Origin of the sequence: Pantoea sp. Fr-CA_6, assembly GCF_024520895.1 — a bacterium.
In the GTDB taxonomy this organism is placed as follows: Bacteria; Pseudomonadota; Gammaproteobacteria; order Enterobacterales; family Enterobacteriaceae; genus Pantoea; species Pantoea agglomerans.
On sequence record NZ_JALNPO010000002.1, the window covers coordinates 559482 to 574164 of the forward strand.

Here is a 14683-nt window from a genome sequence, read left to right on the forward strand (position 1 = left end):
GCCGTGCCTGCTGCTACGCTTCGCCTGCTGAATCTGCTTACGCTACTGGCCTGGCCACTGCTGGTCTGGCTGGCGCTGACCCAGCCGCGCTGGCAGGGGCTTTTCTGGCTGCTGGCGCTGCTGTTTGGCCTGCGCTGGCTGCAGCTGCGTCGTCAGCAAAACGCCATGGGCGCGGTCATGGGCTGGCTGGCGCTGCTCGGTGCACTGCTCTGTGTCAGCAGCCAGCTATTACGCACTCAGCATCTGCTGCTGTGGTATCCGGTGGCGGTCAATCTGGCGATGCTGCTGGTGTTTGGCGCCTCACTCTGGAGTGCGATGCCGCTGGTGGAACGCATCGCCCGGCTGCGTGAGCCCGTGCTTCCCCCTGCGGCAGTGCGCTATACCCGCCGCGTCACCCAAATCTGGTGCCTGTTTTTTATCGGCAACGGCAGCATGGCGATCTATACCTGTTTGCTGGGCGATCTGCGGCTCTGGACGCTGTGGAATGGCGGCATAAGTTATCTGCTAATCGCAGTGCTGATGAGCGCTGAATGGCTGGTACGTCAGCGCGTGAGGCGAAAAGCATGAGAGTGGCCGACTGGCTGACGGGAGACGATCGCGAGGTTGCCTGGCGCGGCGATCAACGTTTGATGCTCAGCGTGATGCATCGTCAGGTCGTGGCGCTCCGCCAGCGATTAGCGGTACAACCGGGCAGCCACTGGGCGCTCTGTTTTGATGACAGTTACCGTTTTTGTGTGGCGCTGCTGGCATGCTGGTATGCCAGCAAAACGCCGGTGATGCCGGGTCACTGCCGCGCCGCGCTGCTGGATGAGAGGCAGGATCGGCTGGATGGCGTGCTGTGCGACATGCCGCTGGCGGTCAGCCTGCCGCTGCTGGCGTGGGACGACGCAGAAGCGCAGGGGCCGCTGCCGCCGCTGCCGGAGAGTGCAGAACTGGTGCTCTTCACCTCGGGATCCACCGGTGCACCGCGTCAGGTAGTGAAGTCGCTGGCGGTGATGGAGCAGGAGAGTCGCTGGCTCAGCAGCCTGTGGGGCGAACCGTTGCGGGGGTGCAGGGTCATCGCCTCGGTCAGCCATCAGCATCTCTACGGTTTATCGTTTCGACTTTTCCTGCCGATGATGCTCAGGCTGCCGTTTGCCGCCCAGCCGCTATTTTACGGCGAACAGCTGGCCCAGCTTCCGCGCGACGTTCGCTATGCCTTTATCAGCAGCCCGGCCTTTTTATCGCGGCTGGACAGCACGCTGAAAGCGCCTGCCTGTGAACTGATTGTCTCTGCCGGTGGCGCACTGCGCGACTCTGATGCGGAGCAGGTCTGGCAGCGATTTGGCTGTCAGGTCAGTGAAATCTACGGCAGCACCGAAACCGGCATTCTGGCCTGGCGTCAGTGCGTTCGGGCGGAGGCGCCGTGGCGCTGCTTCCCCCAGGTCAGGCTGGAACAGATGACCCCGGATCGCTGGCAGGTCTGGTCGCCGCTGATTACTGGTGACAGCGGGCTGCAGCTCGACGATCGACTGACTATGCAACCGGACGGCGGATTTCAGCTGGCAGGACGCCACGATCGCATCGTAAAAATCGGTGACAAGCGCATCTCATTAAGCGAGATAGAGCGCCGTCTGACCGACCTGCCGGAAATAGAGGATGCCGTAGCACTGGTGGTCACGCGTCATGAGCGTCAGGCGATTGGCGTCGTGCTGGCGCTGAACAGCGCACTGGATGAGGCGGCTCTGCATCAGCGCAGGCAGCAGTGGAAACGCCAGCTGCAGCGTTGGCTGGAACCGCTGGCGATGCCGCGCTACTGGCGGATTGTGGCCACTATTCCGGTGACCACCCAAAGCAAACGCGCCTGGCCGCAAATAGAGGAACTTTTTCATGTTGCCGATTGAACGCAGCCGGGAGCTGCGGGCTGACAGCGTCACGCTGACCCTGCAGATAGATGCCGGACTCTTCTGGTTTCAGGGCCACTTTCCGCATCTGCCCATTCTGCCGGGTGTGGCTCAGCTGGACTGGGTGATGCACTACGGCGTATCACTGCTTGCGCCCGGTAAACAGTTTGCCGCCGTTGATAACATTAAATTTCAGCAGCCGGTATTACCCGACTCGCTATTGCAACTGCATCTGGACTGGGACGCTGAAAAATCCCGCCTGAGTTTCCGTTACAGCCTGCTGAAGAACGACGGCGAGCAGATCGCCAGCAGCGGGAAGATCGCGCTATGTTAAGCGCCCCGTTTTCACCCTGCGTGGTGATCCCCTGCTACAACCACGGCGCGATGATGGCGTCAGTGCTGGCACGGCTGGCACCCTTTAATCTGCCGGTAATCGTGGTGGATGATGGCAGCGATGCGGCCACACAGCTTCAGCTGGCGACGCTGCACGCCCCGCAGCTCAGCCTGCTGCGACTCGACAGCAATCAGGGTAAAGGCGCGGCGGTGATCCACGGACTGCGGGCCGCGGCGGCACGCGGCTTCACCCATGCGGTGCAGCTTGACGCGGACGGCCAGCATCAGGCGGAAGATCTGCCGCTGATGCTGGCGGAAGCGGAGCGTTATCCCGACGCGCTGATCTCCGGTCAGCCGCTCTATGACGACTCGATCCCCAAATCACGCCTTTATGGTCGCTACATCACCCACTTCTGGGTCTGGATTGAAACGCTGTCGCTGTCGATCCGCGACAGCATGTGCGGCTTCCGCGTCTATCCCCTGGCCGCGACGCTGGCGCTGTGCGATCGCCGGGCCATCGGTCAGCGCATGGATTTTGACACCGAGATCATGGTGCGGCTCTACTGGCAGGGAACCCGCAGTCGCTTTATCCCGACCCGCGTCACCTATCCGGCCAGCGGGCTGTCACACTTCGATGCGCTCTACGACAACCTGCGCATCTCCTGGATGCACACCCGGCTGTTTTTCGGCATGCTGCCGCGCATTCCTCGTCTGCTGGCGATGCGTAAACCGCCGACGCACTGGTCTGCGGAAACGGAGCGGCGCGGACAGTGGGGATTACGTTTTATGCTGGCGGTCTATCGCTACGGCGGGCGGCTGCCCTTTACGCTGCTACTCTGGCCGGTAGTGGCGGTCTACTGGCTGAGCGGTCAGCGCGCGCGACGCGCTTCCCGGCAGTGGCTGGCGCAGGTCACTGCCGCCGCGCAGCAGCAGCACATTGCGTTACCGCCACGGCTTAACAGCTACCGCCATTTCCTGCGGTTCGCCGGGGCAATGCTGGATAAAGTGGCCAGCTGGCGCGGCGATCTGCGCTGGGGACGTGATATCGATTTTGCGCCAGGCGCAGAAGCGGTGATCCGCACACCCACGCCGCAGGGCAAGCTGATTCTCGCTTCCCATCTTGGTGACATTGAAGCCTGTCGCGCGATGGCGCAGCAGGTCAGCGGACTGGTGATTAATGCGCTGGTGTTTACCGACAACGCCCGGCGTTTTCGGGCGGTGCTGGAAACCATCGCCCCGCAGGCGGGGGTGAATCTGATGCCGGTGAGCGATATCGGGCCGGAGACCGCTATCCTGCTGCAACAGAAGCTGGATGCGGGCGAATGGGTGGCGATTGTCGGGGATCGCACTGCGGTTAATCCGCAGCGCGGCGGCGAGCGGCGGGTGATCTGGAGCGACTTTCTGGGCCGCGCCGCGCCCTTTCCACAGGGGCCGTTTGTACTGGCGGCCGCGTTGCGCTGTCCGGTGCTGCTGATGTTCGCCCTGCAGCAACAGGGTAAACTGCGTATTCACTGTGAGCCTTTCGCCGATCCGCTGCTGCTGCCGCGTGCGCAACGTCAGCGGGCACTGCAACAGGCGGTCGATCGTTACGCAGCGCGGCTGGCCCATTACGCACTGCTGGCGCCGCTCGACTGGTTTAACTTTTTCGATTTCTGGACGCTGCCTGATCAACAGGCGCACCACAAGGAGTCTGACCATGACTGAACATCATGCTGAAGTCGTGCTGACCGTCTCATTCCACGACTGCGATCCCATGGGCGTGGTCTGGCACGGCAACTATTTCCGCTTTTTCGAAGTGGCGCGTGAAGCCCTGCTGCGCAGCATTAACTACAGCTATGCCGAGATGGCCGCCAGCGGCTACGTCTGGCCGGTGGTCGATACCCGGGTCAAATACCGCCAGCCACTGCGCTGCGAAGAGACGATTCGCGTCAGCGCCCGGATCACGGAATATGAGAACCGTCTGCGCATCGACTATGAAGTGCGAAATGCTGCCGGCCAGATCACCACCAAAGCGCATACTCTGCAGGTGGCGGTGGAGCAGGAGAGTCAGGCGTTGTGCTTTGTTTCACCCGATATTTTACTGGAACGTTTAGGAGTGAAAGGATGCTGAAAATTGTGCTTACCAGCCTGCTGCTGTGGGCCAGTGCCGCCAGCGCGGTCACGCTGGATCAGCTGCAGCAGCGTTTTGCCAGCCAGCCGGTGATTCGGGCAGACTTTATCCAGACGCGTACCATTTCCGGCATGCGTCAGCCGCTGGTCTCGCACGGGCAGATGCTGATCGCTCGCGAGCAGGGCTTATGGTGGCATCAGCAGACACCCTTTGTGATGACGCTGCTGCTGGATGATAAACGCATGGTGCAGAGCCTCAGCGGCCAGAAGCCTCAGGTGATCACCGCCGACAGTAACCCGCAGATGTTCCAGTTCAACCATCTCTTGCGGGCGCTGTTCCAGGCCGACCAGAAAGTGCTGAACGAGAACTTCAGCGTGGCCTTCAGCGATCGCGGCAACGGAGCCTGGACGCTGGAGCTGACGCCCAAAGCGGCGCCGCTCAACAAAATCTTCAACCGTATCTCGCTGGCGGGCAGCGCCTACCTGGACAGCATCAACCTGGATGATAAGCAGGGCGATAAAACGCAAATAGAGCTCAGCAACACCCGAATTGAACCGCCGCAGTTAAGCGACGAGGAGCAGGCGCGTTTTGCCGGGCCGTAACGATCGGCTGCTGGCCCTCCTTTGGCTGGCCCTCTGTCTGCTGCTGGCGGCTGCGCTCTCTTTTTTGCTGCCGCGCAGTCAGCTCAACAGCAGTGTGCTGGCGCTGCTGCCGCAGCAGAATCTGGGGGCGGCACCGCCTGCGCTGCAGCAGGGCTTTATGCAGCGGCTGGATCGCCAGCTGGTGTGGCTGGTTTCACCCGGTGAGCAGGACGATCCCCAGGTCGCCGCCTGGTGGCTGGCCCAGCTGCGCGCGCTGCCTGACCTGAAACAGGTGCAGGGTGATCTCGACGGGCAACAGCAGCAGCAGTGGGGCCGCTTTGCCTGGCAACACCGTAACGGCCTGATCGATGAGGTGACGCGCGACCGCTTGCAGAACGGCGGCGAGGCGCAGGCTGACTGGCTGCTGGCGCAGCTCTTTTCGGCCTTCTCTGGCGTCAGCAGCAAAGAGTTGCAGGGCGATCCCCTGATGCTGGTGCGGGGTTCGCAGCTGGCGCTGGCACAAAACGCCGGGCGCATGACGCTGCATGATGGCTGGCTGACAGTAAAAGATGCACAGGGTCAGCAGTGGTATTTTCTGCATGGCGAACTGGCGAACAACGCCTTCAGTATGCAGCAAAGTCATGCGCTGGTTACCCGACTCAGCGCGCTGGAGCAACAGCTTAAAAGCCGCTGGCCGCAGGCGAAACTGCTGACGCGTGGCACGGTGCTGTTCAGCGACAACGCCAGCCAGCGTGCGCAGCATGACGTTAAAACGCTGGGCAGTGTGACGCTGGGTGGCGTTGTCCTGCTGGTGCTGCTGGTCTTCCGCTCACTGCGCCCGCTGTTGCTGACGGTCACGTCTGTGGCCATCGGCGCGATGGCGGGCACGGTGATGACGCTGCTTTGCTTCGGTGAACTGCATCTGATGACGCTGGTGATGAGCCTGAGTATTGTCGGCATCTCTGCGGATTACACGCTCTATTATCTCACCGAGCGCATGGTTCACGGCGATCAGCAGACGCCGTGGCAGAGCCTGCGAAAAGTCCGCGGCACGCTGCTGCTGGCGCTGGCGACCACCGCCATCGCCTGGCTGCTGATGCTGCTGGCACCGTTCCCGGGGCTGCGGCAGCTGGCGGTGTTTGCCGCCAGCGGATTAACGGCCTCCTGTCTGACGGTGATTCTGATCTATCCGTGGCTGGTACGCGGATTACCGGTGCGTCCGGTGCCGCTGATGGTGCCTCTGGCGCGCTGGCTTGCCGCCTGGCGTCGCCAGCGCGGGCTGCGCGTCGGATTACCGATGGCGATGGCGATCTTCGCGCTGGCCGGTATCGCCCAGTTAAAGGTGGATGATGACATCGCCCATCTGCAAAGTGCGCCTGCGCATCTGCTGGAGCAGGATCGCCAGCTGGCAACCCTGACCGGACAGCGCGCCGATCAGACCTGGTTTGTGGTCTGGGGCGATGACGCGCAGCAGACGCTGCAGCGGCTGGAAAAACTGGCACCGGATCTGCAACAGGCGCAGCAGCAGGGCTGGCTGCAGCACTATCGTCTGCTGCCGCTGACGTCGCTGGCGCAGCAACAGCGGGATCTTCAGCTGTTGAAACAGGCAGCACCGGATATTACGGCCCGCCTGCAGCAGGCGGGTATCACGCTGCCGGCACCGGATCTGACCCCGATGCCGGTAACACCAGAGGCGTGGCTGGCGAGTCCGCTGAGTGAAGGCTGGCGACTGCTGTGGCTGACGCTGCCAGACGGGCGCAGCGGTGTTTTGATCCCCACCAGCGGCGTAAAAAACAGCGCTGCACTCGCGGAGCTGACCAAACAGCATCCGGGCGTCAGCTGGATTGACCGCAAATCAGGTTACGATTCGCTGTTCAGCTTCTGGCGCACCCTGCTGAGCGGGTTACTGGCGCTGGCGTTGCTGCTGATCACCCTGAGTTTTGTTATGCGACTGGGGTTAAAAGCGGGCTTACGCAGCGCGCTGCCGTCAGTGCTGTCGCTGGCGATGGCGCTGGCAACGCTGGGCTGGATCGGCGCGTCGCTGAACCTGTTTGCGCTGCTGGCACTGATTCTGGTGCTGGGCATTGGCATTAACTACACGCTCTTTTTCAGCAACCCGCAGGGTACGCCGCTGACCTCGTTGCTGGCGGTGTCGCTGGCGATGATTACCACCTTACTGACGCTAGGGATGCTGGTATTCAGCAGCACCAGCGCGATTGCCAGTTTTGGCACAGTGTTATGCAGCGGCATCTTCAGCGCTTTCCTGCTGTCGCCGCTGGCGATGCGACCCACCCGATCAAGGAGTAAACGATGATCCGCGCCGCTCTTATTCTGCTGACGGCTCTGCTGCTCAGCGCCTGTGCCGGACCTGCACCTGACAGCAGCCGTCCCACCGCCTGGCTGAAACCGGGCGTGAAGGTGACGCTGCCACCGCCGGGCATCCGTCCCGCCTTTCAGCAGCAGCAGTTGCTGACCGGACAGGTGAAAGGCCAGAGTCAGTCACTGCTGGTGCTGCTCAGCGCCGATGAACAGCAAATTGATCTGGCCGGACTCTCCTCAGTGGGTATTCGCCTGTTCAGCCTGCGCTACGATGCCAGCGGTATTCACACTCAGCAGCTGATGCCGCTGCCGCAGATGCCGCCTGCCAGTCAGGTGCTGGCGGATATTATGCTCAGCTACTGGCCACGGGAGCTGTGGCAAAAACAGCTGCCGCGAGGCTGGACGTTGCAGGATCAGGGGTTAAAGCGACGGCTGATCGATGCCGATGACCAGCTGGTTACCGAAATCGATTATCTGCAACGCGGTAATCAGCGCCAGCCCATCAGCATTCAGCAGCATGCGTTTGGCTATCAGATCCGCATTCAACATCTGGACGGCTCATGATTTACATCTCTGCCATCGGCATGCTGAATGCCCTGGGGAACAACACTCAGCAGATTGCGGCCAGCCTTACCAGGGGTGAGGCACCCGGCATGCAGTTGCGTCATGGCTGGCTGAGCGGCGACCGCGCCTGCTGGCTTGGCAGGGTTGAAGGCGATTTGCCATTGATTCCTGCTGCCCTGAGCGCGCACAACACCCGTAATAACCAGCTGCTGCTGGCCGCGCTGGCGCAAATCCGTCCGGCGCTCGATGCGGCGATTGCGCACTATGGTGCCAGCAGAGTGGCAATTGTGCTGGGAACCAGCACCTCGGGCGTGGATGAGGGCGATCAGCAGATTGGCGGCAGTCAGTCCGGTTATCACTATCAGATGCAGGAGCTGGGCGATCCCTCCCGTTTCCTGGCTCACTATCTGCGCCTGGATGGCCCGGCCTATACCATTTCAACCGCCTGCTCCTCCAGCGCCCGCGCCATTATCAGTGGTGAGCGGCTGATCGCGGCGGGGCTGGTGGATGTGGCGCTGGTGGGCGGTGCGGACTCGCTGAGCCGGATGCCGATCAACGGATTCGACAGCCTGGAGTCGCTCTCTGAACGTCGCTGCGCCCCTTTCAGCCGCGATCGCGACGGTATCTCGATTGGCGAAGGGGCCGCACTGATGCTGCTGACGCGGGAACCGCAGCCGCTGGCGCTACTGGGAGCTGGCGAATCGTCTGACGCCTGGCACATGTCCGCTCCCCATCCGCAGGGCGAGGGCGCTGAACGGGCGATGCGTATGGCGCTGCAACAGGCGAATCTGTTGCCAGAGCAGGTGGGTTATATCAATCTGCACGGCACTGCAACGCCGCTTAACGACCAGATGGAAGCCGCCGTGATTCAGCGCCTGTTTGGCAATGCGGTGCCGTGCAGCTCGACCAAACATCTGACCGGCCATACGCTCGGCGCGGCAGGAGTGTGTGAAGCCGCCCTCAGTGCGCTGATCCTGCAAAACAATCTGCCGCTGCCCGCGCAGGATTTCAGTGAGATGGCTGCGGATGAGACGCTGCCGGATTGCGGATTGTTATTACAGCCGCAGGCGCTGCAACGGCCGGTCATCGCCTCTAACTCCTTCGCCTTTGGCGGCAACAACACCTGTCTGATTCTGGGACGCCAACATGGTTATTAATTCTCCCGCGGCACGCTGGCTGCCGCACGCTGCGCCGATGCTGCTGCTTGATAAGCTGATCGCCGTTGATGATGAGCAGGTCCACTGTCAGGTGTCGACCTGCGCCGGTGGCGTACTGACACCGTTTCTGACGCCTCAGGGTGAACTGCCTGCCTGGTTTGGCGTGGAGATGATGGCGCAAACCGTGGGCGTCTGGTCGGGCTGGCATGCAAAGCAGGGCGGCGCCACCCTTATCCCGCCCGGCATGCTGCTGGGCGGACGCGGCTGGCGGGCAGAGCGATCCCTCTTTCCCGCCAGTGTTACGCTGGATATCAGAATGACGCTGCTGATGCGCGATGACCGCATGGGCAGCTTTGAGGGTGACATTCATTACGGCACCCAGCGGCTTGCCAGCGGTCGCCTGAATACGTATCAACCCAATGAAGCAGAATTACAGCAATTGATGTCACAAGGAAATCAGCCATGACAGATTCGGTATTAGTGACGGGCGCCAGTAAAGGGATTGGCCGCGCGATTGCGTTGCGTCTCGCCCAGGATGGCTATCAGGTTATCGTCCATTTCAACCGTGACCGCGCAGGCGCTGAGCAGTGCCTGCAGCAGATCGAAACCGCAGGCGGCAGCGGCCGTGTGCTGGGATTTGATGTGGCCGATCGGGCAGCAACCCGCGCTGCGCTGGAGGCGGATATTGAGCAACATTGCGCCTATTATGGCGTGGTAAGCAACGCCGGTATCACCCGCGATGCGGCGTTTCCTGCCCTGACGGATCAGGAGTGGGACAGCGTCATCCACACCAATCTCGACAGTTTTTACAATGTGATCCAGCCCTGCGTGATGCCGATGATCGGTCTGCGGCGCGGCGGCCGCATTATCACCCTCTCGTCGGTGTCGGGGATAATGGGCAATCGTGGTCAGGTGAACTACAGCGCGGCGAAAGCGGGCATTATTGGTGCCACTAAGGCGCTGGCGATTGAGCTGGCGAAACGCAAAATCACCGTTAACTGCATTGCGCCAGGCCTGATTGATACCGGAATGGAGGGGCTGGAACCTCAGGTGATTGAGGAAGCGATGAAGATCGTGCCGATGAAGCGCATGGGCGCGGCTGAAGAGGTCGCCGGACTGGCGAGCTATCTGATGTCCGATATTGCAGGCTACGTAACGCGTCAGGTCATTTCTATAAATGGAGGCATGCTGTGATCCAGCGGGTAGTCGTAACCGGCATGGGCGGCGTAACCGCCTTTGGTGAGTCCTGGGCTGAAGTTTCGGCACGGATCCGTGCGGGCCGCAATGCGGTGCGCTTTATGCCGGAGTGGCAGATCTACGACGGGCTGCATACGCTGCTCGGCGCACCGGTGGATGACTTTGTGCTGCCTGCGCACTACACCCGCAAGCGTATCCGCGCCATGGGCCGCGTTTCGCTGCTGGCAACGCGCGCGACCGAGCTGGCGCTGACCCAGGCGGGCCTGATTGACCATCCGGTGCTGACCAGCGGAGAAACGGGTATCGCCTACGGTTCTTCCACCGGCAGCACCGGGCCGGTCAGCGAGTTCGCCACCATGCTGACCGAAAAGCACACCAACAATATCACCGGCACCACCTATGTGCAGATGATGCCGCATACCACGGCCGTCAATGCCGGACTCTTTTTCGGCCTGCGCGGCCGGGTGATCCCGACCTCCAGCGCCTGTACCTCTGGCAGCCAGGCGATTGGCTATGCCTGGGAAGCGATTCGTCACGGGTATCAGACGGTGATGGTGGCTGGCGGCGCAGAAGAGCTCTGTCCGTCGGAAGCCGCGGTGTTTGACACCCTGTTTGCCACCAGTCAGCGTAATGACGCACCGCACACCACGCCTGCACCTTTTGATCAGCAGCGCGATGGTCTGGTAATTGGCGAAGGGGCGGGCACGCTGATCCTTGAGTCGCTGGAACATGCCCTGGCACGCGGTGCAACGATCTACGCCGAGATCACCGGTTTTCATACCAACTGCGATGCCGCCCATATTACTCAGCCGCAGCGGGAAACCATGCAGATTTGCATCGAGCGGGCGTTGCAAAGCGCCGGTATCACGGCCGCAGACGTTGGTTATGTGAATGCGCACGGCACCGCCACTGAACGGGGTGATATGGCCGAAAGTCTGGCGACGGCGGCGGTGTTTGGCGAAACGACGCCGATCTCTTCGCTGAAGTCCTATTTTGGCCATACGCTGGGTGCCTGTGGGGCGCTGGAAGCCTGGATGAGCATTGAGATGATGCGGGAAGGGTGGTTTGCGCCAACCCTGAACCTGACGCAACCGGCAGCAGATGGCGGCCAGCTGGATTACATCATGGGTGAGCCGCGTGAGATTGAAACCGACTATATCCAGAGCAACAACTTTGCCTTTGGTGGCATTAACACTTCATTGATCTTCAAACGCTGGCGCGGCGTCTGATCTCAGGCCCGTGCCGCGCTGGCACGGGCCAGTTTATTTTTCGGACGAAAGAACCGGACGATAATCAGCCTTTCATCTACACTGTCACTCACCGCATCACTCCCGGCGGCCCATGTTTTTCACAGGATAGTTATGTCTTTACCCTTGCCACCCGACGATCACGATGAGCCAATTCGCCAGTCACTTGACGATGCGCACTTTGCGATAGTGGTGCTTGCGGTGACCTCGGTAACGCTTATAATCTTTGTCCTGATGATTACGCTCTGGATGAGCTGACACGCACAGGGATTCAACGGATTGAATAAGGAGAAGGCGATGGACTCCGGAGATGACAAATTAATCGCAATTATCGGTTTGCTGGCGGCCTGCCTGATCGGGGTGACCTTCCTGTTTACCATGGTCTGGCTGACCGACGTACGTCATCCTGCCGATCCCTCTCTCGACGTTCGCTCCTGTTACCCTAAAAAGCCACCTTCTCAGCACGTCTGATTTCGTGTCGCAAACTTAATCTGCTGACTGCGCAATATCAGCGCCAGCGGCTCATGCAGATTACGGTTGCCATTGGGATCGGCTAATCCCAGCAGCGGGCCAGGGGAACGCCGGTCATCGGCCCAGGCGGGATACTCCACTACCGGATAGAGCGAAATCCCCTCCACCGCAATGCCCTGATCCAGCGCCACCGCCACGTTTTCACTGATCTCCTGCAGCCAGGGGGCGCGCGCTTCACCCTCAGCGCCAGTTTCAGCAATCAGCATCGGACGTTGGTAGCGCTGCCAGCACTGCGCCAGCAGAATATGCAGCGGCACACGCTCCGGATCCTCCAGCGACATCGGCTGGTCGGGGAAAAACCAGTGGTTATCGGGATAGTAGTTCAGGCCGAGGATATCCAGGCAATCTTCACTGCCGCCTAGCTCCTTATCGACGCGACCGGCCAGCATGTCCCAGGCTTCGAACTGCGCCTGATGCTGCGCATCGGCATAGGGTTTGCTGTCCGGATTATCGGGATGATGAGCGATCTGCACCAGCGGGTCAGTCAGCACAAAGCGCGCCTCCGGATAGACCTCGCGAATGGCATGTATCGCCGCCAGCGAGGCGCGAACCAGCTGGCGCTTCAGCTCTTTACCACGCTGCGCCGCATGAGGATTAAACCAGGCCACATCCGCCCCGGCCCATGACCAGAATGAGATTTGATTAACCGGTGTAAAGAAGGGGCGTTCGATGCCCTGATCGCGCATCAGTTGTGCCATCGCGCGAGCGAAACGACTAAAATGGTCAACAAATTCGGCTTTCCAGATATTAAGATGATCGGGATAACCGAAATGAGCCAGCTCCCAGATGATCTCCATCTGCTGACGTCGCGCGGCGTCGACCATCGGCAGAAAGCTCTGCCAGTCATACTGGCCAGGGATCTTTTCGATCAGATGCCAGCGCGCACCGTCGCGGGCGGTGAGCAGATGCTGCTCAGCCAGGGCGGCATAATCTTTTTCCAGCAGCATATCGTGTCCGCTGCTGATCACCATATCCAGCCGTTTACCGGGCGTACGGCAGGCAGTGGAACAGGGGAAACTGCCCTGGAAAAAGCTGCGAAACAGGCTGGGATGATAGCGCTGGCGGGCATCTGTAAGGGATTGATGAGACATATTCCTCTCCTGCCGGGATAATACCGGTCACAGATCGTCCGGTTAAGTCTAGACTAAAAAACGCCCGTGACCCCTCACTAACTCAGAACAGAGGAATAGCATCAGAGGTCGGACCGGGGAATAATAAAAATAACTGCATTTTACAGGGAAATGTCATGACCGAAGCGTTTGAGCTCTCCCAGCCATTGGAACGGTCCAGCTGGCTGGAAACACAGCTGGAGCCAGAGTGTCTGCGCCATCCGGGTCTGAGCGGCGTCCATCAGCTGAGCGACGGGCTGGATGCTTTTGCTGCCCGCTATCTGCTGATGCAAAAAGCGGAGCGTTCACTCGATATCCAGTATTACATCTGGCAAAACGATCTCTCTGGCCGGTTGCTGTTCAGCGCCGTGCTGGAAGCTGCCCGACGCGGGGTGAAAGTGCGGCTGCTGCTGGATGACAACAATACGCCGGGCCTGGACGACACGCTGGCCCAGCTTAACCGCCATCCCAATATTGAGGTGCGGCTGTTTAATCCGTTCTCGTTTCGCACCCTGCGCGCGCTGGGTTATCTCACCGACTTTGCCCGTCTGAACCGCCGCATGCACAACAAAAGCTTTACGGTGGATGGCGTCACGACCGTGGTCGGTGGGCGCAATATCGGCGACGAATATTTCGGCACCGGCAATGAACCGCTGTTTGCCGATCTCGACGTCATGGCAATAGGCCCGGTGGTTAAAGAAGTCGCAGAGGATTTTGAGCGCTACTGGCGCAGCAAGCCGGTCTCGCCGCTGCAGCAGGTGCTGGATGAAGAGGAGCCGGAAGAGGACAGTGTGAGTCTGCCAGCAGAGTGGCGTCACAGTGAACCGGTGCAGCGCTATCTTCAGCGGCTGGAAAATTCTTCGCTGCTACAGGAGCTGGAAGAGGGCACGCTGGCTCTGACCTGGGCAAAAGCGCGCCTGCTGAGCGATGATCCGCGTAAAGGGCTGGGCAAAGCGCGTGCCAGAAGCCTGCTGCCGCAGCGAATGCTGGAGGTGATAGGCACGCCGCAAAAGCAGTTCGACATCATCTCGGCCTATTTCGTGCCGACCCGCGCAGGGGTCGCTCAGCTGCTGTCGCTGAAGCGCAAAGGGGTAAAAATTGCCATTCTGACCAATTCGCTGGCGGCTAACGATGTGTCGATTGTCCATGCCGGCTACGCTAAGTGGCGCAAAAAATTGCTGCGTCATGGTATTGCGCTCTATGAGCTGAAACCGCAGGCGGGCGTGCCTGATGCCCCGCACGACCGGGGATTAACCGGTAACTCCGGCTCCAGCCTGCATGCCAAAACCTTCTCAGTGGATCAACAGACGCTGTTTATCGGCTCGTTTAACTTCGATCCCCGTTCAGCGGTGCTGAATACGGAAATGGGACTGGTGATTGAGAGTGCGGCGCTCGCCGGAGAGACGCATCAGCGTTTCAGCCAGTCAATGCGCGATCGGGCATGGACGCTGCGGCTGGATAAGTGGGGCAGGGTAAACTGGCTGGAGTATCCGGATGAGCCGCAGCAGATTGTGCATAAACACGAGCCGGGCTGCTCCTGGTGGCAACGGCTGCAGGTGCGGTTAGTGTGGCGGTTGCCGATTGAGTGGCTGCTTTAAGCTGGACCTTGCCTGGGTACAGGCGCTGGCTCAGGAAGCATACGCCCTCCGCAA

The 14683-nt window shown here is 60.7% G+C and carries 16 protein-coding genes; 15 read left to right on the forward strand and 1 reads right to left on the reverse strand.

What is annotated here, in order from left to right; genetic code table 11:
• The first annotated feature begins 3 nt into the window (after window positions 1-3).
• The 14 genes from NR201_RS05825 to NR201_RS05890 all read left to right on the forward strand — a co-directional run bounded on the left by NR201_RS05825 (window position 4) and on the right by NR201_RS05890 (window position 11862).
• Complete coding sequence (locus tag NR201_RS05825) at window positions 4-567, forward strand: hypothetical protein (protein WP_033779443.1); 564 nt, start codon at window positions 4-6, stop codon at window positions 565-567.
• Window positions 564-1883: an AMP-binding protein gene (locus NR201_RS05830; protein WP_306281239.1), complete on the forward strand. Its 1320-nt coding sequence runs from the start codon at window positions 564-566 to the stop codon at window positions 1881-1883. The genes NR201_RS05825 and NR201_RS05830 overlap by 4 nt, the downstream gene beginning before the upstream one ends.
• A complete protein-coding gene (locus NR201_RS05835; RefSeq protein ID WP_033786574.1) occupies window positions 1870-2217 on the forward strand; it encodes a 3-hydroxyacyl-ACP dehydratase FabZ family protein in 348 nt (115 codons plus the stop codon). Before NR201_RS05830 ends, NR201_RS05835 begins: the two co-directional genes overlap by 14 nt.
• Window positions 2211-3920 carry a glycosyltransferase gene (locus NR201_RS05840; protein ID WP_187510893.1) on the forward strand — a complete coding sequence of 570 codons (1710 nt, stop codon included), beginning with the start codon at window positions 2211-2213 and terminating at the stop codon, window positions 3918-3920. The genes NR201_RS05835 and NR201_RS05840 overlap by 7 nt, the downstream gene beginning before the upstream one ends.
• Window positions 3913-4326, forward strand: coding sequence for a thioesterase family protein (locus NR201_RS05845; RefSeq protein ID WP_031594668.1), 414 nt, complete (start codon window positions 3913-3915; stop codon window positions 4324-4326). The genes NR201_RS05840 and NR201_RS05845 overlap by 8 nt, the downstream gene beginning before the upstream one ends.
• Window positions 4320-4928: an outer membrane lipoprotein carrier protein LolA gene (locus tag NR201_RS05850; RefSeq protein ID WP_010246442.1), complete on the forward strand. Its 609-nt coding sequence runs from the start codon at window positions 4320-4322 to the stop codon at window positions 4926-4928. Before NR201_RS05845 ends, NR201_RS05850 begins: the two co-directional genes overlap by 7 nt.
• The gene (locus NR201_RS05855; RefSeq protein WP_256849486.1) at window positions 4915-7221 is read left to right on the forward strand and encodes an MMPL family transporter; all 2307 of its coding nucleotides are present in this window, start codon (window positions 4915-4917) and stop codon (window positions 7219-7221) included. Before NR201_RS05850 ends, NR201_RS05855 begins: the two co-directional genes overlap by 14 nt.
• Complete coding sequence (locus tag NR201_RS05860; RefSeq protein ID WP_256849487.1) at window positions 7218-7790, forward strand: DUF3261 domain-containing protein; 573 nt, start codon at window positions 7218-7220, stop codon at window positions 7788-7790. Before NR201_RS05855 ends, NR201_RS05860 begins: the two co-directional genes overlap by 4 nt.
• Window positions 7787-8947 carry a beta-ketoacyl-[acyl-carrier-protein] synthase family protein gene (locus tag NR201_RS05865; protein WP_245116719.1) on the forward strand — a complete coding sequence of 387 codons (1161 nt, stop codon included), beginning with the start codon at window positions 7787-7789 and terminating at the stop codon, window positions 8945-8947. The genes NR201_RS05860 and NR201_RS05865 overlap by 4 nt, the downstream gene beginning before the upstream one ends.
• Window positions 8937-9413 (forward strand): 3-hydroxy-fatty acyl-ACP dehydratase, encoded by a 477-nt coding sequence (locus tag NR201_RS05870; RefSeq protein WP_031593663.1) that lies wholly within the window; start codon window positions 8937-8939, stop codon window positions 9411-9413. Before NR201_RS05865 ends, NR201_RS05870 begins: the two co-directional genes overlap by 11 nt.
• Window positions 9410-10141, forward strand: a complete 732-nt coding sequence (locus tag NR201_RS05875; protein WP_256849488.1) for a 3-ketoacyl-ACP reductase FabG2 — start codon at window positions 9410-9412, stop codon at window positions 10139-10141. Before NR201_RS05870 ends, NR201_RS05875 begins: the two co-directional genes overlap by 4 nt.
• The gene (locus NR201_RS05880; protein ID WP_171820328.1) at window positions 10138-11373 is read left to right on the forward strand and encodes a beta-ketoacyl-ACP synthase; all 1236 of its coding nucleotides are present in this window, start codon (window positions 10138-10140) and stop codon (window positions 11371-11373) included. Before NR201_RS05875 ends, NR201_RS05880 begins: the two co-directional genes overlap by 4 nt.
• Window positions 11374-11505: 132 nt before the next feature.
• On the forward strand, window positions 11506-11649 hold the full coding sequence (locus NR201_RS05885; protein ID WP_010246429.1) for a hypothetical protein: 144 nt from the start codon (window positions 11506-11508) through the stop codon (window positions 11647-11649).
• Window positions 11650-11688: 39 nt separating this feature from the next.
• Window positions 11689-11862, forward strand: a complete 174-nt coding sequence (locus NR201_RS05890) for a hypothetical protein (protein ID WP_010246427.1) — start codon at window positions 11689-11691, stop codon at window positions 11860-11862.
• Here the strand turns inward: NR201_RS05890 and NR201_RS05895 are convergent.
• Window positions 11850-13013 (reverse strand): beta-glucosidase, encoded by a 1164-nt coding sequence (locus tag NR201_RS05895; RefSeq protein ID WP_256849489.1) that lies wholly within the window; start codon window positions 13011-13013, stop codon window positions 11850-11852. The genes NR201_RS05890 and NR201_RS05895 overlap by 13 nt on opposite strands.
• Before the next feature lie 155 nt (window positions 13014-13168).
• Between NR201_RS05895 and NR201_RS05900 the strand changes: the two genes are divergently transcribed.
• Window positions 13169-14629, forward strand: coding sequence for a phospholipase D family protein (locus NR201_RS05900; protein ID WP_033766913.1), 1461 nt, complete (start codon window positions 13169-13171; stop codon window positions 14627-14629).
• Window positions 14630-14683 lie beyond the last annotated feature (54 nt).

What these genes read in the sequence shown, in the direction of transcription:
- NR201_RS05885 (WP_010246429.1), top strand. Translation starts at nt 11,506, where the DNA reads ATGTCTTTACCCTTGCCACCCGACGATCACGATGAGCCAATTCGCCAG.
- NR201_RS05830 (WP_306281239.1), top strand. Translation starts at nt 564, where the DNA reads ATGAGAGTGGCCGACTGGCTGACGGGAGACGATCGCGAGGTTGCCTGG.
- NR201_RS05890 (WP_010246427.1), top strand. Translation starts at nt 11,689, where the DNA reads ATGGACTCCGGAGATGACAAATTAATCGCAATTATCGGTTTGCTGGCG.
- NR201_RS05875 (WP_256849488.1), top strand. Translation starts at nt 9,410, where the DNA reads ATGACAGATTCGGTATTAGTGACGGGCGCCAGTAAAGGGATTGGCCGC.
- NR201_RS05840 (WP_187510893.1), top strand. Translation starts at nt 2,211, where the DNA reads ATGTTAAGCGCCCCGTTTTCACCCTGCGTGGTGATCCCCTGCTACAAC.
- NR201_RS05895 (WP_256849489.1), bottom strand. Translation starts at nt 13,013, where the DNA reads ATGTCTCATCAATCCCTTACAGATGCCCGCCAGCGCTATCATCCCAGC.
- NR201_RS05870 (WP_031593663.1), top strand. Translation starts at nt 8,937, where the DNA reads ATGGTTATTAATTCTCCCGCGGCACGCTGGCTGCCGCACGCTGCGCCG.
- NR201_RS05860 (WP_256849487.1), top strand. Translation starts at nt 7,218, where the DNA reads ATGATCCGCGCCGCTCTTATTCTGCTGACGGCTCTGCTGCTCAGCGCC.
- NR201_RS05850 (WP_010246442.1), top strand. Translation starts at nt 4,320, where the DNA reads ATGCTGAAAATTGTGCTTACCAGCCTGCTGCTGTGGGCCAGTGCCGCC.
- NR201_RS05845 (WP_031594668.1), top strand. Translation starts at nt 3,913, where the DNA reads ATGACTGAACATCATGCTGAAGTCGTGCTGACCGTCTCATTCCACGAC.
- NR201_RS05900 (WP_033766913.1), top strand. Translation starts at nt 13,169, where the DNA reads ATGACCGAAGCGTTTGAGCTCTCCCAGCCATTGGAACGGTCCAGCTGG.
- NR201_RS05865 (WP_245116719.1), top strand. Translation starts at nt 7,787, where the DNA reads ATGATTTACATCTCTGCCATCGGCATGCTGAATGCCCTGGGGAACAAC.
- NR201_RS05835 (WP_033786574.1), top strand. Translation starts at nt 1,870, where the DNA reads ATGTTGCCGATTGAACGCAGCCGGGAGCTGCGGGCTGACAGCGTCACG.